Source organism: Tateyamaria sp. ANG-S1, from assembly GCF_000814025.1.
GTDB lineage: Bacteria > Pseudomonadota > Alphaproteobacteria > Rhodobacterales > Rhodobacteraceae > Tateyamaria.
The window spans coordinates 667,501-690,693 of sequence record NZ_JWLL01000005.1 but is presented as its reverse complement, the minus strand read 5'-3'; the positions used below and the strand labels follow the sequence as shown (position 1 = coordinate 690,693).

Annotated in this window: 22 protein-coding genes, 1 tRNA gene and 2 rRNA genes (1 of these 25 only partly in view); 11 read left to right on the top strand and 14 right to left on the bottom strand. The window is 59.4% G+C overall.

All coding sequences use genetic code 11. The features are described 5' to 3' along the window. Positions 1–82 precede the first annotated feature (82 nt). Positions 83–1,468, top strand: coding sequence for a guanine deaminase (guaD, locus tag RA29_RS10715; RefSeq protein WP_039686017.1), 1,386 nt, complete (start codon positions 83–85; stop codon positions 1,466–1,468). Positions 1,469–1,885: 417 nt separating this feature from the next. After that, positions 1,886–2,068 (top strand): hypothetical protein, encoded by a 183-nt coding sequence (locus RA29_RS10710; protein WP_039685624.1) that lies wholly within the window; start codon positions 1,886–1,888, stop codon positions 2,066–2,068. 183 nt (positions 2,069–2,251) lie between these two features. Here RA29_RS10710 and RA29_RS10705 read toward each other — a convergent pair whose 3' ends face one another. Next, the gene (locus RA29_RS10705) at positions 2,252–2,554 is read right to left on the bottom strand and encodes a hypothetical protein (RefSeq protein ID WP_039685623.1); all 303 of its coding nucleotides are present in this window, start codon (positions 2,552–2,554) and stop codon (positions 2,252–2,254) included. A 267-nt stretch (positions 2,555–2,821) separates the two neighbouring features. Here RA29_RS10705 and RA29_RS10700 point away from each other — a divergent pair, with 267 nt between their 5' ends. The 4 genes from RA29_RS10700 (at position 2,822) to RA29_RS10685 (ending at position 6,056) form a co-directional block, all read left to right on the top strand. Next, positions 2,822–3,310 (top strand): VOC family protein, encoded by a 489-nt coding sequence (locus RA29_RS10700; protein ID WP_039685622.1) that lies wholly within the window; start codon positions 2,822–2,824, stop codon positions 3,308–3,310. A 277-nt stretch (positions 3,311–3,587) separates the two neighbouring features. Next, positions 3,588–4,694, top strand: a complete 1,107-nt coding sequence (locus tag RA29_RS10695; protein WP_039685621.1) for a class II histone deacetylase — start codon at positions 3,588–3,590, stop codon at positions 4,692–4,694. A gap of 61 nt (positions 4,695–4,755) precedes the next feature. After that, the gene (locus tag RA29_RS10690) at positions 4,756–5,334 is read left to right on the top strand and encodes a nitroreductase family protein (RefSeq protein ID WP_039685620.1); all 579 of its coding nucleotides are present in this window, start codon (positions 4,756–4,758) and stop codon (positions 5,332–5,334) included. After that, positions 5,331–6,056 (top strand): EI24 domain-containing protein, encoded by a 726-nt coding sequence (locus tag RA29_RS10685; RefSeq protein WP_039685619.1) that lies wholly within the window; start codon positions 5,331–5,333, stop codon positions 6,054–6,056. Before RA29_RS10690 ends, RA29_RS10685 begins: the two co-directional genes overlap by 4 nt. On the opposite strand, the gene RA29_RS10680 is transcribed toward RA29_RS10685, so the two are convergent. Further along, a complete protein-coding gene (locus RA29_RS10680) occupies positions 6,007–6,282 on the bottom strand; it encodes a DUF1467 family protein (RefSeq protein ID WP_039685618.1) in 276 nt (91 codons plus the stop codon). The two genes, RA29_RS10685 and RA29_RS10680, sit on opposite strands and share 50 nt — an antisense overlap. Further along, the gene (mce, locus tag RA29_RS10675) at positions 6,282–6,686 is read right to left on the bottom strand and encodes a methylmalonyl-CoA epimerase (RefSeq protein ID WP_039685617.1); all 405 of its coding nucleotides are present in this window, start codon (positions 6,684–6,686) and stop codon (positions 6,282–6,284) included. Before mce ends, RA29_RS10680 begins: the two co-directional genes overlap by 1 nt. A 128-nt stretch (positions 6,687–6,814) precedes the next feature. Here mce and RA29_RS10670 point away from each other — a divergent pair, with 128 nt between their 5' ends. After that, complete coding sequence (locus RA29_RS10670) at positions 6,815–7,534, top strand: response regulator (RefSeq protein WP_039685616.1); 720 nt, start codon at positions 6,815–6,817, stop codon at positions 7,532–7,534. Between the two features lie 15 nt (positions 7,535–7,549). Here RA29_RS10670 and RA29_RS10665 read toward each other — a convergent pair whose 3' ends face one another. The 4 genes from RA29_RS10665 to aspS all read right to left on the bottom strand — a co-directional run bounded on the left by RA29_RS10665 (position 7,550) and on the right by aspS (position 12,768). Then, complete coding sequence (locus RA29_RS10665; protein ID WP_052249591.1) at positions 7,550–8,269, bottom strand: GNAT family protein; 720 nt, start codon at positions 8,267–8,269, stop codon at positions 7,550–7,552. Positions 8,270–8,319: 50 nt separating this feature from the next. Beyond that, complete coding sequence (locus RA29_RS10660; protein WP_039685615.1) at positions 8,320–9,495, bottom strand: DUF1501 domain-containing protein; 1,176 nt, start codon at positions 9,493–9,495, stop codon at positions 8,320–8,322. A gap of 6 nt (positions 9,496–9,501) precedes the next feature. Next, a complete protein-coding gene (locus RA29_RS10655) occupies positions 9,502–10,893 on the bottom strand; it encodes a DUF1800 domain-containing protein (RefSeq protein WP_039686013.1) in 1,392 nt (463 codons plus the stop codon). A 93-nt stretch (positions 10,894–10,986) separates the two neighbouring features. Next, positions 10,987–12,768: an aspartate--tRNA ligase gene (gene aspS, locus RA29_RS10650; RefSeq protein WP_039685614.1), complete on the bottom strand. Its 1,782-nt coding sequence runs from the start codon at positions 12,766–12,768 to the stop codon at positions 10,987–10,989. A 118-nt stretch (positions 12,769–12,886) separates the two neighbouring features. Between aspS and pcaC the strand changes: the two genes are divergently transcribed. From pcaC to pcaG, 3 genes are read left to right on the top strand one after another with little or no spacing between them, the layout of a single operon-like run. After that, a complete protein-coding gene (pcaC, locus tag RA29_RS10645) occupies positions 12,887–13,270 on the top strand; it encodes a 4-carboxymuconolactone decarboxylase (protein ID WP_039686011.1) in 384 nt (127 codons plus the stop codon). Further along, positions 13,242–13,985, top strand: a complete 744-nt coding sequence (gene pcaH, locus RA29_RS10640) for a protocatechuate 3,4-dioxygenase subunit beta (RefSeq protein WP_039685613.1) — start codon at positions 13,242–13,244, stop codon at positions 13,983–13,985. Before pcaC ends, pcaH begins: the two co-directional genes overlap by 29 nt. After that, on the top strand, positions 13,985–14,554 hold the full coding sequence (gene pcaG, locus RA29_RS10635) for a protocatechuate 3,4-dioxygenase subunit alpha (protein ID WP_039685611.1): 570 nt from the start codon (positions 13,985–13,987) through the stop codon (positions 14,552–14,554). The genes pcaH and pcaG overlap by 1 nt, the downstream gene beginning before the upstream one ends. 52 nt (positions 14,555–14,606) lie before the next feature. Here the strand turns inward: pcaG and katG are convergent, their stop codons facing one another. Next, positions 14,607–16,781 carry a catalase/peroxidase HPI gene (katG, locus tag RA29_RS10630; RefSeq protein WP_039685610.1) on the bottom strand — a complete coding sequence of 725 codons (2,175 nt, stop codon included), beginning with the start codon at positions 16,779–16,781 and terminating at the stop codon, positions 14,607–14,609. Between the two features lie 227 nt (positions 16,782–17,008). On the opposite strand from katG, the gene RA29_RS10625 reads away from it, so the two are divergent. Next, a complete protein-coding gene (locus RA29_RS10625) occupies positions 17,009–17,905 on the top strand; it encodes a hydrogen peroxide-inducible genes activator (RefSeq protein WP_039685608.1) in 897 nt (298 codons plus the stop codon). A gap of 33 nt (positions 17,906–17,938) precedes the next feature. Here the strand turns inward: RA29_RS10625 and RA29_RS10620 are convergent. The 6 genes from RA29_RS10620 to RA29_RS10595 all read right to left on the bottom strand — a co-directional run. Continuing rightward, positions 17,939–18,015 (bottom strand) — tRNA-Met (locus tag RA29_RS10620). A 76-nt stretch (positions 18,016–18,091) separates the two neighbouring features. Continuing rightward, positions 18,092–18,490 (bottom strand): thioredoxin family protein, encoded by a 399-nt coding sequence (locus RA29_RS10615; protein WP_039685606.1) that lies wholly within the window; start codon positions 18,488–18,490, stop codon positions 18,092–18,094. A gap of 18 nt (positions 18,491–18,508) precedes the next feature. After that, positions 18,509–19,222: a cytochrome c biogenesis CcdA family protein gene (locus RA29_RS10610; protein WP_039685604.1), complete on the bottom strand. Its 714-nt coding sequence runs from the start codon at positions 19,220–19,222 to the stop codon at positions 18,509–18,511. 334 nt (positions 19,223–19,556) lie between these two features. Further along, positions 19,557–19,671, bottom strand: a 5S ribosomal RNA gene (rrf, locus tag RA29_RS10605). 97 nt (positions 19,672–19,768) lie between these two features. Next, positions 19,769–22,598, bottom strand: a 23S ribosomal RNA gene (locus RA29_RS10600). A gap of 393 nt (positions 22,599–22,991) precedes the next feature. Further along, positions 22,992–23,193 carry the 3' portion of a glycosyltransferase family 2 protein gene (locus RA29_RS10595; RefSeq protein WP_052249590.1) on the bottom strand. It continues 659 nt past the right edge of the window, so only the last 202 of its 861 coding nucleotides appear in the window; its start codon lies off the right edge, out of view; its stop codon occupies positions 22,992–22,994.

Below are 23,193 nucleotides of genomic sequence, written 5' to 3'. Positions count from 1 at the left end.
GTTTTTTCCAATGATGTCTTGCGGGCCTGCTCAAAAATGCAGCGAAACAGCCATGCTATCGGCAAAGGCAAAGAGGATCGAGATGGAAAATATGACGCGCGTCATTGCTGGTACGGCGTTTCACACACCAAATCGGAACAAGATGAGGCCGCTACGCGACTGCGCCATCGCGATTGATGCTGCCGGAACCATCCAATCGGTCACCACGCCGGGAGACACGGATCATGAGAGCATCCTGGCGCGCGCCGAAGCAAACGGCAGTCTCTTCACACTACCCGAGGACAGCTATCTCATTCCGGGCCTTGTGGATTTACATATTCATGCACCTCAATGGCCGCAGCTGGGAAAGGCGCTGGATGCGCCACTTGAAGACTGGCTTTTGAAATACACGTTTCCGCTTGAGGCCAAATTCGCCGACCACGCTTATGCGTTTGAGGTTTATGACGACCTCGTCGCAACTCTTCTGGCGCATGGCACAACGACAGCGGTCTATTTCGGCTCGGTCGATCTGAAGGCAAACATCATCCTGGCAGAGGCTTGCCTGCGACATGGACAGCGGGCGGTGATCGGCAAGGTGGCGATGGATGATCCAGACACGTGCCCGGACTACTATCGCGATCCCTCAGCCGAAGACGCCATTGCGCAGACACGTGCATTCATCGACGCTGTGGCTGCATTGCAGGACGGCCAGAATGGCAAGGTGCCACTCGTGCATGCCGCGATCACCCCACGATTTGTGCCAAGCTGCACGGACGATCTGTTGCATGGTTTGGGCGCACTCGCTGCGGAAACGGGCGCGCGTGTGCAAACCCACTGCGCCGAGAGCGATTGGGAAGTGGAGTATGTTCGAAACAGGCTGGGCAAGACAGATGCCGAAGCCTTGAAGGATTTTGGTCTGCTTACGGACAAGACGATCCTCGCGCATTCGAATTTCGTCACCTCATCCGACATGACCCATCTTGCACACGCGGGCGCGTCGATCGCGCATTGCCCTTTGTCCAACGCCTATTTCGCCAACGCCGTCCTGCCTGTTCGCCGCGCCCTTGATCACGGCGTGAAGGTGGGGCTTGGCACGGATATCTCAGGCGGCTTCAGCCCATCGCTGTTTGATGCCGCCCGCTATGCGTTGATGGCGTCACGATGTGCCTGCTCCGGAACGGAGCCCTCTGTCACCGCAAAGGCACGTGGGACAGGTGAAGCACCGCTGACAACCACAGAAGTGTTCTGGCTGGCGACAAAAGGCGGCGCAAACGCTGCATCATTGCCGGTCGGCGCCTTTGAGCCAGGCGCGCAGTTTGACGCAATCGCCATTCAGTCAGGTGGTGCTACGTCTGGCTTCCGCAGATCCGACACAGATACGATGCAAGACATATTCGAAAAACTGGTTTTGAATGCGACTGCAGCCGCCATTTCAAAGGTATGGGTTGCAGGGGCAGAGGTAAAAACACGTCCCGAACAAGCAAGATGAACGGATTGGGACAAATCGCTCATGACGCGGCAATCATGCCATCTTTTGCACACACCTCTTCGCATGACGCTGTGTGCAGGCAGAGAACAGTAAGTGTTTTGGCGACGCTGGGACGTGTCATGCCAACGACTGCTGTTGTGGTCCGTAGCGGCTCAGCGCGAGGAAGTTGAACCAAAAACGGGATACCTGCCCGGCATGTACAGTGCCCTTTGAATTGCCGCAGATTGACAACCGACCAGCCGCCCGCAGCCAAGGGCATATGGTCATGCTACCATTCGCTGCACGCGCACAACCCGACGCCACACGAACCCACCGTCTGCGGACTTTGCGGACTTTCGCTGCGGTTGCACCAATGTCGGGTTGGCATCGGATCGTTGAAAGTTTAGCAGTGTATTCGAGCCCAAAGGATTAGACTTAGTGACCTTCGTTGAACTTGTAATTGGCTTTTCAATTGCGTTTGCGATCATTGCGGGCGCACTGTTTTTTGCGTTCAAAACTCCTCGTCTCAAAGGCCCAACGCGGCACAACATTCGTGGCAATGGTGACCACGCCACCGGGCATCGTAGCCTCTTTGATGGAAGCGACGACGGCGGAGACTAAACCGGTATTTTCACGTAAGCTGCCCTTCGTTCAAAATGCAGCATCCGTGACTATGGGCTCAATCCCGCCATTTGCGGACGTATTGAGCCATCGCAGCATTGACCGGTCAACTTGACAGTCGTCCACATAAAATAGGCCCCCAAAGGGCCCGTTGCGATGTCTCAAGACGGAAAGTGAAAATGGTCAGTCGCCGCCGTCACCTCCACCATCTCCGTCACAGTCCCACGCGCCGCCGGGTTTCGACGGGTCAGTGACCGACGTCCGCTCGAAACCGTACCACTCGATCCAGACGTAGACGCCATCGTCCCGCCGCCGAAGTGTGCTCCGCTTGCGGAACTCCGACCATGCGTAGAATGCCATGGCAAGCGTCACCACCCCTGTCAGGATTGGTGGCATGCCAGTGAATATCATGATGCCCAAAAGGAACATCGGGCCAATGGCCATTTGCAGGCCAAGACCCAGGTTCGAGCGCGTGTGCGCCATCATCAGTCTCCGTATGTTTGGATATGCGTTAGACACGAACGACGCGCTGTCATTTGGCGGGGTCAGAGCTGTCCAACCCCTCAGCGTCATATCGACCGTATGCTTCGATAAAGCTTCATGTCTGCGATAGCGGTAACACGCAGAATGTAACGGTTTTGCGACAGCCCTTCTTGGGCATCGGCAAAGACGCACGCGCACCACACCTGTGCACCCCTGCGCCTAGCAACCAAAACCCGCACTCCCTAGCTTCCCAAGCAAAGGAGCCGCACCATGCCCGCAAAAGTCCCCGCCGACACAAGCGTCGGCCACATCCACCTCAAGGTCACCGACCTCGACCGCGCCATCGCATTCTACGGCGACGTGCTCGGCTTCACGCTCACCCAGCGCTACGGCGATCAGGCGGCGTTCCTGTCCGCAGGCGGCTATCACCACCACATCGGCCTCAACACCTGGCATTCCCGTGGCGCAGGCCCCGCACCCGAACGGGCGGCCGGTCTCTACCACGTGGCCTTCCTCTTCCCCGACCGCGCCTCCCTCGGGGCCGCCCTCAACCGGGTGCTCGCCCACGGCACCCCGCTCGATGGCGCTGCCGATCACGGCGTTTCCGAAGCCGTCTACTTCAGTGACCCCGATGGCAACGGGATCGAACTTTACCGCGACCGGCCAGAGGCCGACTGGCCCCGCGATCCAGACGGCACGCTTGCGATGGTCAACCAGCCGCTCGACGTGGACGCGCTGCGCGCCGAAGGTGCGGCATAATCGCCTGCGTTAACCCTTTTCCGGGCCGGTTTGCCCGCTCAAACACCAAAACGCGCAGTTTCGGGCGTAATATGTGCAGTTTCGCCAAAACCGGTCGAAACGGCCCGGATATCGCGGCCCGAAAACACGCAGTTTCACCGGCAAAATGTGCAGTTTTCCAAATTCCGGGCCGCGTCGCCTCCCGAAATCAGCACCCAAAGCCCCGGTTAACAGACCGCACGCTGCCATGGACAACACCCCGTCGCTCCGCCACCTTGTCCCCAAATCGGAGGGTCGGATGAGCACCGCATTTTTCTGGGACGAACGCACCATGTGGCACGGCGGCGGCAACTATGCCTTCACCGTTCCTTTGGGCGGATTTGTGCAACCGCTGGCCGCTGGCGGCCTGCCCGAAAGCCCTGAAACCAAGCGCCGGATGAAGAACCTGATGGACGTCACCGGCCTCACGAATGACCTGCACGTGACCTCCGCCGACGCCGCTACACCCGAGCAACTCCTGCGCGTCCACCCGCAGGAATACCTGAGCAAATTCAAAGCGATGTCCGATGATCAAGGCGGCGAAATCGGCCACCACGCCCCCTTCGCCAAGGGCGGGTACGAAATCGCAGCCCTCGCCGCCGGCCTCACCACCGCCGCCGTCGAAGCAGTCCTGCAAGGCACGCATGAAAACGCCTACGCCCTCGCCCGCCCACCGGGCCACCACTGCGAGGCGGCGACCCCCATGGGCTTCTGCCTGATGGCCAACATCGCCATCGCAATCGAAGCCGCCAAAGCCACCCGCCCTGACCTGCGCGTCGCCGTCCTCGACTGGGACGTCCACCACGGCAACGGCACGGAATCGATCTTCTACAACCGCCCAGATGTGCTCACCATCTCGCTGCATCAGGAAGGCAATTACCCTTTAGATACCGGCCACTTAGCCGACCGCGGAGCAGGTGCCGGAGAAGGCACCAACCTCAACCTCCCACTACCCGCAGGCGCCGGTCACGCCGCCTATCTCCACGCCATCGACCGGGTCGTCACCCCCGCCATCGAAGCCTTCAACCCCGACCTGATTATCGTCGCCTGCGGTTTCGACGCAGGCGCGGTTGACCCCCTCGCCCGGATGCTGGCCACAGCCGAGACCTTCCGCGAAATGACGCTCAAAATTAAAGCGTTAGCCGAGAGGTTCTGCAACGGCAAACTCGTCCTCAGCCACGAGGGCGGCTACTCCGAAATCTACGTCCCCTTCTGCGGCCACGCCACGCTCGAAGCGCTCTCCGGCAGCAAGATCACCGCCCCCGACCCCATGGCCCGCGCTTTGAACAACCGCCAACCGGGCCCAAGGTTCGACGCTTTCCTGCGCGCCGAAATTGACCATATGGCGCAACAACTTAACCTCTAACCCCTTGACGTCGCAGCACAACGCCACGACATGACCCTCAACATGTAAAAAGGCGTAACATATGCCCGCGAAAAACCAAGCCGCCCTCGATTTCCTGCTCACCCGCCGGTCCCGCCCGGCCAAGACGCTCGCCGAACCCGTCCCAGACCAGGCAACCCTAGAACAGCTTCTAACCGCCGCTGCCCGCACACCGGACCACGGCAAGCTCGAACCTTGGCGCTTCATCGTGCTGGGCAAAGGCGCCATGCCACGGCTGGCAGAGACCGCCGAAAAACGCGGCCACGCGCTGAACCTCGACCCCGATCAGATCACCAAGGGACGCACCCAATTTGACCAAGGGCACCTCGCCGTCGCCGTTATCGAAATCACCCGCGACGTCGAAAAAATCCCAGTGCTGGAAATGACTTACTCGGCAGGTGCTGTCTGCCTGTCCCTCCTGAATGCCGCCCTCGCCGCAGGCTGGGGCGCCAATTGGCTCAGCGGCTGGCCCAGCCACGACCGGGGCTTCATGACCGACGCCCTAAACCTTGCAGACAACGAACGCGTCGCCGGTTTCATCCATATCGGCACCGAGACCTCCGCCCCACCGGAACGCCCAAGACCGGACGTGCCCGCCATCACAACATGGGTCGACACATGATCCTCACCGCCTTCTTCTCGGCCCTCGGCCAGATCAGCGACCGGCGCTTCCGCCGTGTGCTGCTGCTGGGCATAGCACTCACGATTGCCCTGCTCATCGCGGCGACATCGGGCCTTGTCTGGTTCATCGGCTGGCTCACCGCAGATGGAGTATCCGTCCCATGGATCGGCACGATCACATGGCTCGGCGACATCATCACGTGGAGCTCGTTCTTCCTGTTCCTCGTGCTGTCCATCTTCCTGATGATGCCGGTCGCCTCGGCCATCACCTCGATGTTCCTGGATGAGGTTGCGCAAGCCGTTGAAGACAAACACTATCCACACCTACCGCCCGCGCAAAACGTGCCCATCGGCGATGCCATCGTGGACACGATCAACTTCCTTGGCGTGCTGATCGGGGCCAACATCCTGGCACTGATCCTCTACGTGGTCTTTGCCCCCGCAGCCCCCTTTATCTTCTGGGGGCTGAACGGGTTCCTGCTGGGCAGCGAATACTTCACCCTCGCAGCCATGCGCCGCGTAGGGCGCGCGCGAGCGAAAGAGCTACGCCGCGCCCACAACGTCACCATCTGGCTGGCGGGCACGCTGATGGCGATCCCGCTGTCTGTGCCGCTCGTGAACCTGCTGATCCCGATCATCGGGGCTGCCACGTTCACCCATATATTCCATGGGGTTACAGCGGCTGCAGCGCCCGATCAAAGAAGTTCATATCGGACAGACTGATCCATCCGGAAAAGATGATCCCGGCGATGATGATCCACAACACCAGCGACACCCAGGTTACGATCCACGCCTTACGACGGGTGTGGTGATGCTCGGGCGCACCTGCGTGGGTGCCCGGCTCAATCTCGCCCAGATCACCTTGCGTCTGCACCTTGATCGGCAGGGCAATCAGGAAGCACAGCCACCAGATCACGGCATAAAGAACAAGGGCGGATGTGATGCCCATCAGACCTGCTCAAGCTCGGTCAGGGTGCCGTTCATGTCCTTGGGATGCAGGAACAGGACCGGCTTGCCATGCGCGCCGATCTTGGGCTCTCCATCGCCCAGCACACGCAAGCCACTGGCCTTCAGATGGTCCCGGGCGGCAAGGATATCTTCGACCTCATAGCAAACGTGGTGGATGCCGCCGGCCGGGTTTTTATCGAGGAATCCCTGAATGGGGGAGTTTTCTCCCAGAGGATAGAGAAGCTCGATCTTGGTGTTCGGCAGCTCGATGAAAATGACGGTGACACCGTGGTCGGGTTCATCCTGCGGCTCACCCACATTGGCGCCCAGCGCGCTGCGGTACTGCGCGGCGGCGGCCTCTAGGTCAGGGACGGCGATGGCGACGTGGTTCAGGCGACCGATCATGTTCTGGGGCTCCTCTGGCTCACATTTGCGCCCTTATCGCCAAGGATCGGGCGAGGTGCAATGTGACGTTAACGCGCTGTTAGGCATGGCGACGTAACGATGAGTCGCAAGAGATTTTGGAGGATCTGATGGATACGACGGACCCGTTCAAACCAACCTACCCTGCGCCGACGTCGTTGCGCCCGCTTCTGGGCCTGACCGTTCTGGTGATCGAGGACAGCCGCTATGCCTGTGAGGCGATGCGCCTTCTGTGCCTGCGCAGCGGCGCACGGATCAGACGCGCCGACACGATGCGTGCCGCGCGGCGTCATCTACAGGTCTACCGCCCCTCCGTAGCGATTGTGGATCTGGGATTGCCGGACGGGAACGGGGCCGACCTGATCCGCGAGCTGGTGTCGGCAGTGCAGCGTCCGGACGTGATTCTGGGCATTTCCGGCGATGCCGATAGCGAGGCGCGCGCGCTTGAGGCGGGCGCCGATGGGTTCATGGAAAAACCCGTCGTTTCGCTTGCCAATTTTCAGGAGGCGATCCTGACGCATTTGCCGGAAGACCGCCAACCCCTTGGCCCCCGCGCCTTGCCGGATGGAGAGGTTCAACCGGACCCGATCGCCTACCGGGACGATATGGTTCATGTGGCCGACGTGCTTGAGGATGCGCAGGACGTGCGTGCCCTTGACTATGTCGTACAGTTTCTTGGCGGTGTGGCCCGCAGCGCGCAGGATCTGGAACTGCTGCAGGCAACGGATGCACTGGCGGCCAAGCGCGCGCGCGGTGACGCGGCAGCGTCGGAAACCGCTGTGATTGCGGGGCTTGTGCAGGACCGGCTGTCGGAAAAGATCGCGATCTAACTGCCCAGGTTCAGTTCACGTCATCGGATCGTCGGCCACGCGCACCAGCCGGGTCAGATCCGATAGACGTTCCCGCTGCGCCCCGTCCGCATCGAAATTGCTGTCAGCCAGCCAGACGCCAAACGCCTCCTTGAGCGCGGGCCACTCACTGTCGATAGCAGCAAACCAGGCCGTATCCCGGTTGCGCCCCTTGACCACAGTGGCTTGGCGAAAGATCCCCTCATAGCTCAACCCCAAACGCTGGGCAGCGCGGCGCGATCCACGGTTGAGCGCGTCGCATTTCCATTCGAACCGGCGATACCCCGCCTCAAACGCCCACGCCATCATCAGGTACAGCGCCTCTGTTGCGGCGCGTGTCTTCTGCAAGGCGGGGCTGAAACTGATGTGCCCCACCTCGATACTGCCCGCCTCGGGCGCGATACGCAGGAAGCTGGCGACGCCCTCGTAACATCCCGTTGCGATATTGAAGACAGCATAGAACTGCAGGGTGGGGTCATTCTCCATGTCACGCACCCAACGGTGATACTGGGATGACGACGAAAAGGGGCCGTAGGGCATGTAGTCCCAAACGGCGTCATGGCCCGCATATTCGCGATAAAGCAGGGCCGCATGCCGATCTGCCCGAAGCGGCTCAATCCGCGCGTAACGGCCCGTAAAAACAAGCTGGTCGTCCGGCACGGGCGGCGGTGTCCAGTCCGGGACAGGCGCCGCATTCACTGTATAAATCGCAGTCATGCCCGGACGTTAGGCAAGGTTCTGCCAAAGTCCAAGGAGATTGTCGCAGCCTAAAGCAAGAGGCCGGGATCGTACCCCATATCAAGCCCCGGGAACACGGCACCTTCCAATGCAGCCCGATCCAGACCGGTCAGCCCCCGCATCACCCACGCGGCATGCGCCCGGACATCACCTGTCGGCATCAGGTCACGCTCCTGGTAAAGATCACCGTCGCCCAAGCCCGGCCACTGGCCGTAGACGCGACCGCCTTTGATCGCGCCACCGGCCAGAATCATCAATCCACCCGTACCGTGATCGGTGCCACGAGTCCCATTGGGGCGCGCCGTCCGCCCAAACTCGGTCATGGCGATAACGGCGGTCTTGCCCCACGTGTCGCCACGCATCTTGCCGCGCAACATCACGAGTGTATCGGCCAAGCGGGTCAACGCCCTTTCTATGTCCCGGTCCTGACCCGCATGTGTATCCCACCCATTCAGCGAAAAGGCCGCAATACGCGCATCTTCCGACAGGCGGGCTGCAGCAAAACTGGCGATCTCAAGATGTTCACCTTTGAGCTTTTCTGCATCACCATCATCCACTTGCGACAAAATCTGTGCCTCTGACAGCGCCGCATGCAAGGCGGGATCACGTTCGGTTACCACCTCGAGCAGTCGAACAGCCTGGGGGCTGATGCCCAGATCAGCATTGGGCGACCAGTTCGCAATCTCTGCACTGCCCTGAACCAGCCGCATATCGCTGCGTCCCAACGCATATGCCGTTTGCGACGTGACACCGGGCATGACCTGCAAAACACGGTTAAGCCAGCCGTCGCGCGCCCCGTTCAAACTGGTCGTGCCTGCCTCCAGCAGATCCTGACCGTCGAAATGGCTGCGTTTGTCCCGGTACGGCGTCGACACCGCATGCACAAACCCCAGCTGACCCGCGTTCCACATCGGCATCAGTGACGCAAGTCCGGGATGAAGCGCGAAACGACCATCGAGGTCCAGCGCGCCGCCCTCCGGACCCGGCGACATATCGCCCCGCAACGCGCGAAAGGCAGGATCGCCATAGGGCCGCACCACATCAAGCCCATCCATCCCACCGCGCAGGATGATCACAACCAGCCGTGTGTCCCAAGGGGCGGCCGCAAAGCTGACAGGCGTCAACAGCGGGCTTGCAGCCAAGGAACACCCAATCAACCCGGTGCGGGCCAGAAAACTTCTGCGAGAAACGGAAGGGGACATCATGTTCTCCTATCTGCGCTGAAAGGCGGGAGACATCAAAACCAGGCCTATGGCTTCTGGCCGCGTTTCAGCAGCAGCAGCGGCAAAACGCACAGGTTCGTCGGCAAAGCGGCCAAGGGCATGATCCACAAAGTCGCGCGGGTCCGGCAACGGATCCATCAATCGGCGGGGCGCCCCCATCGCCCACGAGACACGCAACGCAATGCCCTGGGGCGTGATCCACGCCGCATCTTCTTCTGGCCAGCCATCCGGCCCCCCCGGCAACTCCCACCTCTGCCCCATGTCAAACAGGGGCTCCATGAACAACCGCCGCGTCCACCGCTCTTTGCGATCCGCGAATGCCATGGGTGGAACCGCCAGCGCACGCAGGGCCGACGACATGAAGTCAATGGGCGGCTTTATGTTGGACAAGTCAGGCGACCAGACCGAAGGGTGCGACAGCAATGCCTCATACACGGGGAGCAGCGCACCATCATTGTCGATAAAGGCCGTTTCAACAGCGTCGATCAGATCCGGATCCGGCGTATCATGCCCAAAGTGCACAGCCAACTTGGTTGCGATGTGCCGCGCCGTTGCAGGATGGCGCGCCAAATCCTTCAGCGCGGTATGAACCGTTTTCAGGCTCGCCGTCTCGCTATAGGTCACGCCAAGCACAGTCTCTGCCCCGGGCTCGGCCAACCGCTTTTGGTACTTCATGCCGTTCTGCACATCGAATGTCAGCCCGGTCAGCAACTCGGCCAATTCTGTCACATCTTGTTGCGTATACGGCCCATCCACACCCAACGTGTGCAGCTCAAGCAATTCCCGCGCGAGGTTTTCGTTCAGACCAATCTTGCGATTGTTTCCAGCCGCTTGGGCACGCTCGCTGTTTGGTCCAGTCGACAAACGCTGATCAAGATAATCCACCATCAGCGGATGAGTGGCTGCATGCACCAACAGGTCCTCGAAGCGGCCAGCGATAAACGGACGAATCGCATCTTCGATATAGGGGGACGTCGCACGGCGAATAAGGCCACGCTTGCCAATGGCCGTGAAGTGATCGGCCCAAAAGGCGACGATACGCTCGCGGAAGGCCGTTTCGGTGTGGGCACGCCGAAGCATCGTATGCCCCACCCAGACTGCCATATCCTCACGCGCAATCCTGTTCAGCACATTGCGTCTCTTGCGCGCGTCGACCGCAATGTCTGTCCCACGGTTCTTTCTGATAATCTCGCGCTGTCCGCGCACCTCAATCATGCGCGAACGAAAGTCGCGAAAGCTCTCGATTGGATAGGTCTGGGCCATCACATCGGGCGCAGTCAGCCCAGACAGCATGGCCGACACGTCCTGCGGCGGTGCGTATTCAGGCGACAGCCCATAGCCAAAGCGGATTTCAGCGAGTTGAGGGTCAAACGAACGCAAGACAGTCACCCGATGCAGCAAACCACGGCATCAAGATAGCATTACGGCCACCAGTTTGCACCGGTGGCCGCCTCGAATTGTGCGTTTCTTCGCCTAGTCCTGCGGGATGACGCGCAGACCCAGTTCCATCAACTGATCGCTGGTCGGATCGTTCGGCGCATCCATCATCAGATCTTCGGCCCGCTGGTTCATCGGGAACAGAATCACCTCGCGGATGTTCTGTTCGCCTGCCAGCAGCATCACGATCCGGTCGATGCCTGCAGCACACCCACCGTGGGGCGGCGCACCGTATTGGAAGGCGTTGACCATGCCGCCGAACCGCTTGCGGACTTCGGCTTCGTCATAGCCTGCAATCTCGAACGCCTTGAACATGATCTCAGGCCGGTGGTTCCGGATAGCGCCCGACACCAGCTCGTAGCCGTTACAGGCAAGGTCATACTGATAACCCAGCACCTTGAGAGGATCGCCGTCCAGCGCGTCCATCCCGCCTTGGGGCATGGAGAACGGGTTGTGTTCAAAGTCGATCTTGCCGGTTTCTTCGTCCGCTTCGTAGATCGGGAAATCCACGATCCAGGCAAAGGCGAAGCGGTCCTCGTCGATAAGCTTGAGCTCTTCACCGATAACGTTGCGCGCGCGGCCCGCGATGGCCTCGAACGCCTTGGGTTTGCCGCCAAGGAAGAACGCCGCGTCGCCGACGCCCAGACCCAGTTGCTGGCGGATGGCCTCCGTGCGTTCCGGCCCGATGTTCTTCGCCAGCGGGCCAGCCGCTTCCATCCCCTCGCCTTGATCGCGCCAGAAGATGTAGCCCATCCCGGGCAGACCCTCTTTCTGCGCATAGGCATTCATACGGTCGCAGAACTTGCGGCTGCCGCCTGTCGGCGCGGGAATGGCCCGGATTTCTGTGCCGTCCTGCTCCAACAACTTGGCAAAGATCGCAAAACCGGACCCGCGGAAATGGTCGGACACCACCTGCATCTTGATCGGGTTGCGTAGGTCAGGCTTGTCGCTGCCATACCAAAGCGCCGCATCGCGGTAGCTGATCTGCTCCCACGTCTCGGGCGCATCGACTTTCTTGCCGCCGCCGAACTCTTCGAACACACCGGCCAGCACAGGCGCGATGGTATCGAACACATCCTGCTGCTCGACGAAAGACATCTCCATATCCAACTGGTAGAAGTCGGTGGGCGAGCGATCTGCGCGCGGGTCTTCGTCCCGGAAGCACGGCGCGATCTGAAAATACTTGTCAAAGCCCGACACCATCAACAGCTGCTTGAACTGCTGCGGGGCCTGCGGCAGCGCATAGAATTTGCCGGGATGCAGGCGCGACGGCACCAGAAAGTCGCGCGCACCTTCGGGCGAGGATGCCGTGATGATCGGCGTCTGATACTCGCGAAACTCCTGATCCCACATGCGCTTGCGGATCGACGCCACAACGTCCGATCGCAGCTTCATGTTCTCCTGCATCTTCTCACGACGCAGGTCGAGGTAACGGTAGGTCAGGCGCGTCTCTTCCGGATACTCCTGATCGCCAAACACCATCAGCGGCAGTTCCGCCGATTGGCCCAGAACTTCCAGATCGCGGATGTAGACTTCGATCTCGCCCGTGGGCAGCTTGGGGTTGATCAGGCTCTCGTCCCGCGCCTTCACGTTGCCATCGATGCGAATGCACCATTCGCTGCGCACTTTCTCGACGTCCGAAAACACCGGGCTGTCGGGGTCGCACAACACCTGCGTCACACCGTAATGGTCGCGCAGGTCGATAAACAGCACGCCACCGTGGTCGCGCACCCGGTGGACCCAGCCCGACAAACGCACAGTATCACCCACATTGGCCGAGGTCAGAGCGGCGCAGGAGTGAGAGCGGTAAGCATGCATGGTCGTGTCCCTTCGGGGCTGCGGTTTTGATCGGCGCAGATACACCGGGCAGGGGGTGGAAAGTCAAGGCGACAACGCGGTTTGGGCCATGCTATCACCGATGAAAAGGGAGGCTGCGATGGACGACAAATGGGCCAAGGGCATGGGCGTGCGCCGGACCGTGCTGGGCGATGCGCATGTGGACCGGGCGCAAGCGGTGAAAACAGCCTTTGACGCACCGTTCCAAGAGCTGATCACAGAAGGAGCCTGGGGCACTGTCTGGGCCAGCGACGCGATCAGCCTGCGGGAAAGGTCCATGCTGACCCTCGCCCTGCTGGCGGCCACTGGCAATTTCGATGAAATCCCCATGCACATCCGCGCCACGGCCCGAACGGGGGCCACCCCAAGCGATGTGGCCGAAGCATTCCAGCATGTAGCCGTCTACGCAGGTGTGCCGCGTGCAAACCGCGCCCTACAAATCGCGAAGGAGACATATGCCGAGATGGAGGCCGAGAGTGGCTGACCCCCTTTACCCAAGGGACCGCAACTGGAACCCGGCAGCCCATTTCCCTGAGTATAAATCCAGCATCCTCCGATCCCCGCAAAAACCGCTGGTCAAGGCGCCGCCATCCCCCAGCGAGGACCATGGCCCCGTCTTCGGCCACGACATGCTCGGCCCCCTCGACAACGACCTAATCCGCAACTTCGCAGCACCGGGCGAGATGGCGATTGGCCCGCGCATGATCGTGCACGGGCGCGTCTGGGACGAAAACGCCCGCCCAGTGCCCGGCGCACTGATCGAGGTCTGGCAAGCCAATGCAGGCGGACGCTATCGCCACGCCAAGGAAGGGTACCTCGCCCCGCTCGACCCTAACTTCAGCGGCTGCGGGCGGATGATCACCGATGACGACGGCACGTACCGCTTCACAACGGTCCAGCCCGGCCCCTACCCGTGGCCCAACGGCCCCAACTCCTGGCGCCCCGCCCACATCCACTTCTCAGTCTTCGGCCACAGCTTTGCCCAGCGTCTGATCACCCAGATGTACTTCGAAGGGGATCCACTGATCCCCCTCTGCCCGATCGTGCGCGCCATCTCCGACTCCGCTGCCATCGCCCAACTGACCGCCCGTCTGGACATGGACGCAACGGCACCCATGGACGCACTCGCCTACCGCTTCGACATCATCCTGCGCGGGCGCGGATCGACCCCGTTCGGAAATCGGATGGAGGGAAATTGATGACGACCAAACGGCTCAAGGAAAGCCCGTCACAAACCGCCGGACCGTATGTCCATATCGGCTGCACCCCCAATTTTGCAGGCATCACAGGCGTTTACGCCAGCGATCCCGGCGCAACCATGCTGACCGACTCGACTGAAGGCGAACGGATCACCGTCACCGGTACGGTGTACGACGGCGAAGACGCACCGCTGACCGATGCGCTGATCGAGATCTGGCAAGCCGACGCTGCGGGCCATTTCAGCACGACGAACACAGGCTTCACAGGTTGGGGCCGATGCCCTGCGGATCAGGACACAGGTGCTTGGCGGTTCGAAACGATCCGCCCCGGCGCAACCGGCGGGGGTGCTGCCCACATCACGTTCTGGATCGTCGCCCGAGGCATCAATGTGGGCCTGCACACGCGGATGTATTTTCCGGACGAACCAAAGTTGCCAAGCGACCCGTGGCTGTCACTGGTCGAAGACACAAGGCGCGACACCCTCATCACCAAACAGGTCGCGGACGGGCATTTCCAGTTCAACATCCACCTGCAAGGCCCAAACGAAACCGTCTTCTTCGACGCCTGAAACGCAAAACGCGGGCCACAACGGACCCGCGTTTCACATTATTTACAATCGCTTACAGCAGATCGAAGCGGTCGTTGTCCATCACCTTAGTCCATGCGGCGACAAAGTCCTTCACGAACTTCTCGGCATTGTCGTCCTGAGCATAAACCTCGGCATAGGCACGCAGGATCGAGTTGGAACCAAAGACCAGGTCAGCACTTGTCGCCGTGAACTTGATCTGGCCCGTCGCACGGTCCCGCAGCTCATAGGTGCCGTCGTCAATGGCATGCCAGCTATAGGCCATGTCAGTCAGGTTGACGAAGAAGTCGGTCGTCAACTGGCCCACGCGGTTGGTGAACACACCGTGGTTCGACCCGCCATGGTTCGTGCCCAGCACACGCATCCCGCCCAGCAGCACAGTCATCTCCTGCGCGTTCAGACCCAGAAGCTGCGCCTTGTCGAGCGTCATTTCCTCGGCGCTGATGGCAAGATCAGCCTTGGCAAAGTTGCGGAAACCATCGGCATGAGGCTCCAGCACGTCAAAGCTATCGGCGTCTGTCATCTCGTCCGTGGCATCGCCGCGACCGGGCGTAAACGGCACGCTGACATCGAAACCAGCCGCCTTCGCCGCCGCTTCAACAGCCACGTTCCCCGCCAGCACGATCACGTCCGCAACCGAGGCACCAGTCTCTGCCGCAATCGCCTCAAGCGCTGCCAATACCGCGTCCAGACGCGTAGGCTCATTGCCTTCCCACGTGCGCTGCGGGGCCAACCGGATGCGCGCGCCATTGGCACCGCCCCGCTTGTCCGACCGACGGAAGGTGCGAGCGCTGTCCCATGCAGTCGCGATCAGGTCGGCATGCGACACACCGCTTGCCGCGATCATCGTCTTCACCGCGTCCACATCGTAGCCGGTGTTGCCAGCAGGGATCGGGTCTTGCCAGATCAGATCCTCGGACGGAACATCGGGGCCGATATAGTTGGCGCGCGGGCCCATGTCACGGTGGGTCAGCTTGAACCATGCGCGGGCGAAAGTATCGCGGAAGTAGTCTTCGTCCGCCATGAACTTCTCGCAGACTGCACGATAGGCCGGGTCGACCTTCATCGCCATGTCGGCATCGGTCATCATGGGCATAGTACGGGTCGTGCCATCGCCGGCATCAATGGGCATGTCCTCTTCCTTGATGTCGATGGGCTTCCACTGATGCGCGCCTGCGGGCGATTTGGTCAGTTCCCACTCGTAACCGAAGAGCAGCTTGAAATACCCCATGTCGAACTTGGTGGGCTCGGTCGTCCAGGCACCTTCGATGCCTGAGGTGACCAGCGAATCCGCCTTGTCCGTCTGAGTAGGGTTCGTCCAGCCCATGCCTTGGTCCACGATGCCAGCGCCTTCGGGCTCGGCTCCCAGCACTTCTGCATCGCCGTTGCCGTGGGCCTTGCCAACTGTATGGCCACCGCAGGTCAGTGCCGCCGTTTCCTCGTCATTCATTGCCATCCGGGCAAAAGTTTCACGCACATGCAGCGCGGTCCGGGCTGGGTCAGGATTGCCGTTCACACCTTCGGGGTTCACATAGATCAGGCCCATGTGCACAGCCGCCAGCGGGTTCGCCATGGTGCCCGGTTCGTCCAGATCCTCGTAACGGTTCTCGGACGGGGCCAGCCACTCGGTCTCTTCCCCCCAGTTGATGTCGATGCCCGGTGCCCACGTATCGGCACGGCCGAAGCCAAAGCCAAAGGTCTTCAAGCCCATGGATTCATAGGCAATGTTGCCCGCAAGCAGCATCAGGTCCGCCCAGGACAGCGCGTTGCCGTACTTCTTCTTCACCGGCCACAGCAGACGGCGGGCTTTATCGAGGCTCGCATTGTCCGGCCAGGAGTTCAGCGGGGCAAAGCGCTGGTCACCGGCGGAACCACCACCGCGACCGTCTTGCTTCCGATATGTGCCTGCCGCGTGCCACGCCATCCGGATCATGAAGCCACCGTAGTGTCCCCAGTCTGCGGGCCACCAGGGCTGGCTGTCTGTCATCAGGGCATGCAGGTCGGCTTTGACAGCGTCAAAATCCAGCCCCTTCACCGCTTCGCGATAGTCGAAATCGGCATCCATCGGATCAATCCGCGTGCCGTGCTGGTGCAGCACCTCGACTTTCAGGGCGTTTGGCCACCAATCCTTGTTGGTGCGTCCGCCAAATGTGCTGGCAAGGCTTGCGCCATGCATGACGGGGCATTTGCCAATATCGTTGCCGTCCATGTCAGTCTCCGTTCTTTGCTGCGTTGGTGTCGTTGCTGCTTGCACATCTAAGGCCAGTTAAGAATCATTCTAGACTTGTCTTCAGATTCATTTGCCGTCCCGGTACCAAGCCTCTGGATGCCTTCGATTCGGATTTCCTTTTGCCGAACCGTCTGCGTGTACCGGCAAAGTAAGGTGCAGGTTACATTATTAGAAGTTGCATTTTTCAATCAGATCCATAAGTAAAAATTATGAATATCACCCTCCGACAATTGCGGTACTTCAAGGCACTCGCGCAGGACCTGCACTTCGGTCGGGCAGCGGACAGATGTGCCATTTCCCAGCCCGCGTTGTCCGTGCAGATCCGCGACCTGGAGCAAACCCTCGGCCTTGAGCTGTTCGAGCGGCAACCCCGCGCCCTGCGACTAACGCCAAAGGGCGAAGACTTTGAAACCCGCGCGACAGCCATCCTGCGCGCCATGGACGAGTTGGGCGACTGGGCCACATCGGCGCGCGGCACCACCCTTGGCCGCCTGCGCCTTGGCATCATCCCAACCATCGCGCCCTATCTGCTGCCAAATCTGATCAGCCAGGTGACGCAGGCGCACCCTCAAACCGACCTGCATGTGCGCGAGACTGTGACACCACGACTGATCGACGAATTGATGGACGGGCAACTGGACGCCGCGATCGTCGCCCTGCCCCTCGACGAACCGGCCCTCGTCGAAAGCCCTCTATTTTCAGAAGAAATGGTGCTAATTCGCCCCAAAACCGACGCGACTGCACCACCCGCGACCGTGAACGAACTGGCACAGTTGCGTCTGCTTCTATTGGAGGAAGGGCACTGTTTCCGCGATCAGGCCATGTCGTTCTGCAACATCAACCCGAACCGTCCGCGCGGTGGGCTAGACGGCAGCTCACTGGGAACTTTGGTCCAGATGGTGGGCGCGGGCATTGGTGTGACGCTGATCCCGGAAATGGCCATCGATGTGGAAACACGGTCGGCACCCGTATGCATCAGCCGTTTCGCGGGGACTGCGCCCAGCCGATCCATCGGCATGGTTTGGCGCGCGACCAACCCCATGGGACCCGCCTTGCAAGACCTCGTTCCGCTGGTGCAACAGGCCGCCGGGCACAAGGACTGAAACGGGAAACGCCGCCCCGAAGGACGGCGTTTTTGGTTGCGGGAGTAGGATTTGAACCTACGACCTTCAGGTTATGAGCCTGACGAGCTACCGGGCTGCTCCATCCCGCGCCAATTGGTTTGGGCGGTGTACGCCGAGTCGCGGGGGACCGCAAGACCATCCCCCACTTTTGTCGTCAGAAAACCGTCACAAAGCGCGGTCGAGCAGACCTTTGATCTGGCTTTGCGACGTACCCGCCACGATGCGGCCCAGTTCCTGGTCCCCGCGCAGCAAAATCAAGGTAGAGCGGCGTGGAACGCCGCGCGATGTGGTCACCTCATGCCGCGCAAATTCGTCCCAATCGACCCGGACGAACGTCATCGCCTGATCGTAGGCCGGATTGCCGCCGCGCAGTGCAGTGATCACCCGCTCTTGCCTTGCACACGTGCTGCACCAATCGGCAGCATAATCGACAAGAACCGTGCGACCCGCATCCAGTTCGGACTGGATCAGACCGGGCGTGTACTCGACAAACCCTGCCGCCCGCGCGGCAAAAGGCAGAAGTGAAGCAGCCGCGGTGGCCGTCAGAAAAGTGCGACGTTTCATTTGGTCCCCTTCGTAAAGTTAAAGTGCAACGGACAAGTCCTGGAGCCAGATTGGCAACACCTGAATGGCCCAGGCTTCGATGATGTGGTGCACGCCAAGAAGAAGCATCAACCCGACGGCCATGAATGTGACACCTAAAATAGGCTTGGACCTCTCCGCCAGTCCACGCAACGACTGGGCACGCGCCCGGATCGCCTCACGCGCCCCAAGTCCGAGGGCAAGGATTAAGGTTGATACACCCAAAGCAAAAAAGCTCATGATCGCAGTGACATAGCCGAGGCTCTCACCTTGAGATGCCAGCGCAATGGCACCCCCCAGCGTGGGGCCAATACAAGGCGACCAGACAGCCCCCAGCAAAAGTCCCCCCATGAATTGGCCGCGCAAACCCGAATGGTCCAGCGTGTTCATCCGTGCATCCGCGCCGCGCGCCATTCCAGCGGTCGCCAGTTCAAAACGCTGAGCAAAGGCGGGAACAACCAGGACAAGACCAAAGCCAATCATCATGACGGCCCCGATCTGCGCCAGAAGGTCCTGGGTCAGGCCAACTGCGCTGCCGAATGCTGTGACCAACACACCGAACGTGACGAAAGACACGCTCATTCCCGCCGCCAGGGCAACCGGCCCCATGCGGTTTGCGTTTAGGGCACTGACCAACACGATGGGCAACACCGGCAAAACGCAGGGGTTGATCAAAGTCAGCAAGCCTGCGGCATATGCAAAGACAAATTCCATGACACGCTATGTGCGCGCTGTTGCGCACGATTCAATAATAAGCAGGGACACCATCACTCACATTGGCGTCAGCTTTGCTCTTTGTGCCGCGAGGGGAGATTGCCAAGACCCTGTACACCGACCGCTGTGGATCTTTGCAGCCTCAACCGCGTCTATGCCACTAGGACGGCGCTCGTTCGACGCCAACTGCCAGGTCGACGAATGCGGTGGCGCGCCACTGCGCAAACTGGGTCCGAGATAGATGCGAAATTTCTATTGCGCATAAAAAAACCGCCCCAAAGGGCGGTGTTTTTGAAACATCGTATGAGAGATACGATCCTGAGCGGCTTTTTAGGTTTGGCAGTGACCTACTCTCCCACACCTTAAGATGCAGTACCATCGGCGCTACAGCACTTAACGGCCGGGTTCGGGATGGGACCGGGTGTTTTGCTTGCGCTATGACCACCAAACCGAAAAAACCGCTCAGAATAATCAACAATGTGTCCAAGTCGCGTACGACCTTGTGATGTGTATGCTTTGATCAGTGAAGTCTTGCTTCTACTGGATCAAATCAAGCCTATCGGGCAATTAGTACCAGTCAACTGAACGCATTACTGCGCTTACATCTCTGGCCTATCGACGTGGTGGTCTACCACGGCCCTCAGGGATACCTTGTTTTGAGGGGGGCTTCCCGCTTAGATGCCTTCAGCGGTTATCCTGTCCGATCATAGCTACCCTGCACTGCCGTTGGCACGACAACAGGTCCACCAGTGGATCGTTCACCCCGGTCCTCTCGTACTAGGGGCAACTCCTCTCAAGTATCCTACACCCACGGAAGATAGGGACCGAACTGTCTCACGACGTTCTAAACCCAGCTCACGTACCTCTTTAAACGGCGAACAGCCGTACCCTTGGGACCTGCTCCAGCCCCAGGATGAGATGAGCCGACATCGAGGTGCCAAACACTGCCGTCGATATGGACTCTTGGGCAGTATCAGCCTGTTATCCCCGGCGTACCTTTTATCCGTTGAGCGATGGCCCTTCCACTCGGGACCACCGGATCACTATGGCCGTCTTTCGACTCTGCTCGACTTGTCAGTCTCGCAGTCAGGCTGGCTTCTGCCATTGCACTCAACGAGCGATTTCCGACCGCTCTGAGCCAACCTTCGCGCGCCTCCGTTACGCTTTAGGAGGCGACCGCCCCAGTCAAACTACCCGCCACACAGGGTCCCGGATCCGGATAACGGACCGCGGTTAGACATCAAGCAATGCAAGGGTGGTATCTCAAGGGTGGCTCCACAAGGACTAGCGTCCCTGCTTCAAAGCCCACCACCTATCCTGCACATGCATGGCCTGATGCCAGTGTGAAGCTGTAGTAAAGGTGCACGGGGTCTTTCCGTCTAACCGCGGGAAACCTGCATCTTGACAGGTAATTCAATTTCGCTGAGTCGATGTTGGAGACAGCGGGGAAGTCGTTACGCCATTCGTGCAGGTCGGAACTTACCCGACAAGGAATTTCGCTACCTTAGGACCGTTATAGTTACGGCCGCCGTTTACCTGGGCTTCAATTCAAGGCTCTCACCTCTCCTTTTAACCTTCAGGCACCGGGCAGGCGTCAGACCCTATACGTCGTCTTGCGACTTCGCAGAGCCCTGTGTTTTTAATAAACAGTCGCCACCCCCTGGTTTGTGCCCCCAGCCCCTAGTTGCCTAGGAACCGGGCCTCCTTCTCGCGAACTTACGGAGGTATTTTGCCGAGTTCCTTCAACATCGTTCTCTCAAGCGCCTTGGTATGCTCTACCAGTCCACCTGTGTCGGTTTAGGGTACGATCTCATGGAGGGCTATTTCCAGGGACTGATTAGCGGCCCACCCAATCCGATAAGGGTGAACAACCTTCACAATCCGTCACATCCTCCTGGCCCAGGAATATTAACCTGGTTCCCATCGACTACGCCTTTCGGCCTCGCCTTAGGGGTCGGCTTACCCTGCTCAGATTAGCTTTAAGCAGGAACCCTTGGACTTTCGGCGAGAGTGTCTCTCACACTCTTTGTCGCTACTCATGTCATCATTCTCACTAGTGATCTCTCCACCGGATCGCTCACGCGCCGGCTTCACTGAAAGCTCCAAATATCCTCCAAGGCGATCCGAAGATCGCTAAAGAGGATAGGAACTATGTCACACTACGCTCTGCTACCATGCCTTACGGCATCCTAAGCTTCGGCTCATGGCTTGAGCCCCGTTACATCTTCGCCGCAGGACAACTTATTTAGACCAGTGAGCTGTTACGCTATCTTTAAAGGATGGCTGCTTCTAAGCCAACCTCCTGGTTGTTTTGGTCGTCCCACCTGCTTTCCCACTTAGCCATGAATTAGGGGCCTTAGCTGTAGGTCAGGGTTGTTTCCCTCTCCACGACGGACGTTAGCATTCGCCGTGTGTCTGCCATCTAGTACTCCCGGGTATTCGGAGTTTGGTTAGGATCAGTAAGCCTGTGGGGCCCCATTACCCATCCAGTGCTCTACCCCCCGGGGTATTCGGATGACGCTCTACCTAAATAGATTTCGCAGAGAACCAGCTATCTCCGAGTTTGATTGGCCTTTCACCCCTAGGCACAACTCATCCCGACCTTTTTCAACAGGTGTGGGTTCGGCCCTCCAGTAAGTGTTACCTTACCTTCAGCCTGGTCATGCCTAGATCACTCGGTTTCGGGTCTGATCCCACTAACTCGACGCCCTATTAAGACTCGCTTTCGCTGCGCCTACACCTAACGGCTTAAGCTTGCTAGTAAGACCAAGTCGATGACCCATTATACAAAAGGTACGCTGTCAGCCCTCAAGGGGCCTCCAACTGATTGTAGGCGTTCGGTTTCAGGTACTGTTTCACTCCCCTCGTCGGGGTGCTTTTCACCTTTCCCTCACGGTACTGGTTCGCTATCGGTCAGTAAGGAGTACTTAGCCTTCGAAGGTGGTCCTCCGATCTTCAGACAGAATTTCACGTGTTCCGCCCTACTTAATACGTCCAATCATGCTTCCTATACGGGGCTGTCACCCACTATGGCCGACCTTTCCAGGTCGTTCTAGTCACATTCATGGCTCGGCTGGTCCCCGTTCGCTCGCCGCTACTAGGGGAGTATCAATTGATTTCCTTTCCTCCGGGTACTTAGATGTTTCAGTTCCCCGGGTTTGCTCTTATAAACCTATGTATTCAGTCTATAAGTACCTGGTTCAGCGACCTATTGATTACCGAAGTAACAATAGGAAACTGTCAGGTGGGTTCCCCCATTCAGAGATCCGTGGATCAAAGCTTATTCTCAGCTCCTCACGGCTTATCGCAGAGTATCACGTCTTTCATCGCCTCTTACTGCCAAGGCATTCACCAAACGCCCTTCTCGCGCTTGATTTGATCCAGAAAAAGAAAGACTTGCGTCTTCAATGGCTCAGAAGCTGGAACAACTGAGCCGCATTTTCCGGTCAAAAGCATACTTTCCCTGATCCTTCTGATGTCGGTCAAAAGGATCGGTGCGTGCCCGTGCGGACACGCGGGTTAGTGTACTTGACTTGGACAACTCTGTTCGTTTCAGCGCGGGATACGTCATGGTGAGCGAGGAAGCACTCAATCATGTCGCCTTCCAACTCCTTGTTGCCAAGGTCTTGGAACCACACCGAGGTCAGACCCACACTCGGGCGACCAAACAGTGTTGATTGTTACTTTAAGATTGCTCTCAAAGTAACTTGTATCTCTCTATACGATGTCAATTCGTCCGGATCGGACGAGTAAAAGCGCCGTAGCGCTCTTACTGATCTGATCCATCAGCGTGTTTGAACCAATCTGGCAGTGTTGTTCTTGCGATGTGCGGTATACCCGGTGATCGGATAACGCCGTCATTCTCGCTGAACTTCATGTCAGACAGGATCATGTCATATGTGTGTGTCGTTGCTGCGTCCCAAGGCATAACCTCAAGCTCCTCAGCCTTCTGAAAGAACCGTTTGGCGTGA

What these genes read in the sequence shown, in the direction of transcription:
- RA29_RS10665 (WP_052249591.1), bottom strand. Translation starts at nt 8,269, where the DNA reads ATGACTGCGATTTATACAGTGAATGCGGCGCCTGTCCCGGACTGGACA.
- aspS (WP_039685614.1), bottom strand. Translation starts at nt 12,768, where the DNA reads ATGCATGCTTACCGCTCTCACTCCTGCGCCGCTCTGACCTCGGCCAAT.
- RA29_RS10700 (WP_039685622.1), top strand. Translation starts at nt 2,822, where the DNA reads ATGCCCGCAAAAGTCCCCGCCGACACAAGCGTCGGCCACATCCACCTC.
- RA29_RS10610 (WP_039685604.1), bottom strand. Translation starts at nt 19,222, where the DNA reads ATGGAATTTGTCTTTGCATATGCCGCAGGCTTGCTGACTTTGATCAAC.
- RA29_RS10670 (WP_039685616.1), top strand. Translation starts at nt 6,815, where the DNA reads ATGGATACGACGGACCCGTTCAAACCAACCTACCCTGCGCCGACGTCG.
- mce (WP_039685617.1), bottom strand. Translation starts at nt 6,686, where the DNA reads ATGATCGGTCGCCTGAACCACGTCGCCATCGCCGTCCCTGACCTAGAG.
- pcaC (WP_039686011.1), top strand. Translation starts at nt 12,887, where the DNA reads ATGGACGACAAATGGGCCAAGGGCATGGGCGTGCGCCGGACCGTGCTG.
- pcaG (WP_039685611.1), top strand. Translation starts at nt 13,985, where the DNA reads ATGACGACCAAACGGCTCAAGGAAAGCCCGTCACAAACCGCCGGACCG.
- katG (WP_039685610.1), bottom strand. Translation starts at nt 16,781, where the DNA reads ATGGACGGCAACGATATTGGCAAATGCCCCGTCATGCATGGCGCAAGC.
- RA29_RS10695 (WP_039685621.1), top strand. Translation starts at nt 3,588, where the DNA reads ATGAGCACCGCATTTTTCTGGGACGAACGCACCATGTGGCACGGCGGC.
- guaD (WP_039686017.1), top strand. Translation starts at nt 83, where the DNA reads ATGGAAAATATGACGCGCGTCATTGCTGGTACGGCGTTTCACACACCA.
- RA29_RS10615 (WP_039685606.1), bottom strand. Translation starts at nt 18,490, where the DNA reads ATGAAACGTCGCACTTTTCTGACGGCCACCGCGGCTGCTTCACTTCTG.
- pcaH (WP_039685613.1), top strand. Translation starts at nt 13,242, where the DNA reads ATGCCGAGATGGAGGCCGAGAGTGGCTGACCCCCTTTACCCAAGGGAC.
- RA29_RS10660 (WP_039685615.1), bottom strand. Translation starts at nt 9,495, where the DNA reads ATGATGTCCCCTTCCGTTTCTCGCAGAAGTTTTCTGGCCCGCACCGGG.
- RA29_RS10680 (WP_039685618.1), bottom strand. Translation starts at nt 6,282, where the DNA reads ATGGGCATCACATCCGCCCTTGTTCTTTATGCCGTGATCTGGTGGCTG.
- RA29_RS10685 (WP_039685619.1), top strand. Translation starts at nt 5,331, where the DNA reads ATGATCCTCACCGCCTTCTTCTCGGCCCTCGGCCAGATCAGCGACCGG.
- RA29_RS10690 (WP_039685620.1), top strand. Translation starts at nt 4,756, where the DNA reads ATGCCCGCGAAAAACCAAGCCGCCCTCGATTTCCTGCTCACCCGCCGG.
- RA29_RS10705 (WP_039685623.1), bottom strand. Translation starts at nt 2,554, where the DNA reads ATGATGGCGCACACGCGCTCGAACCTGGGTCTTGGCCTGCAAATGGCC.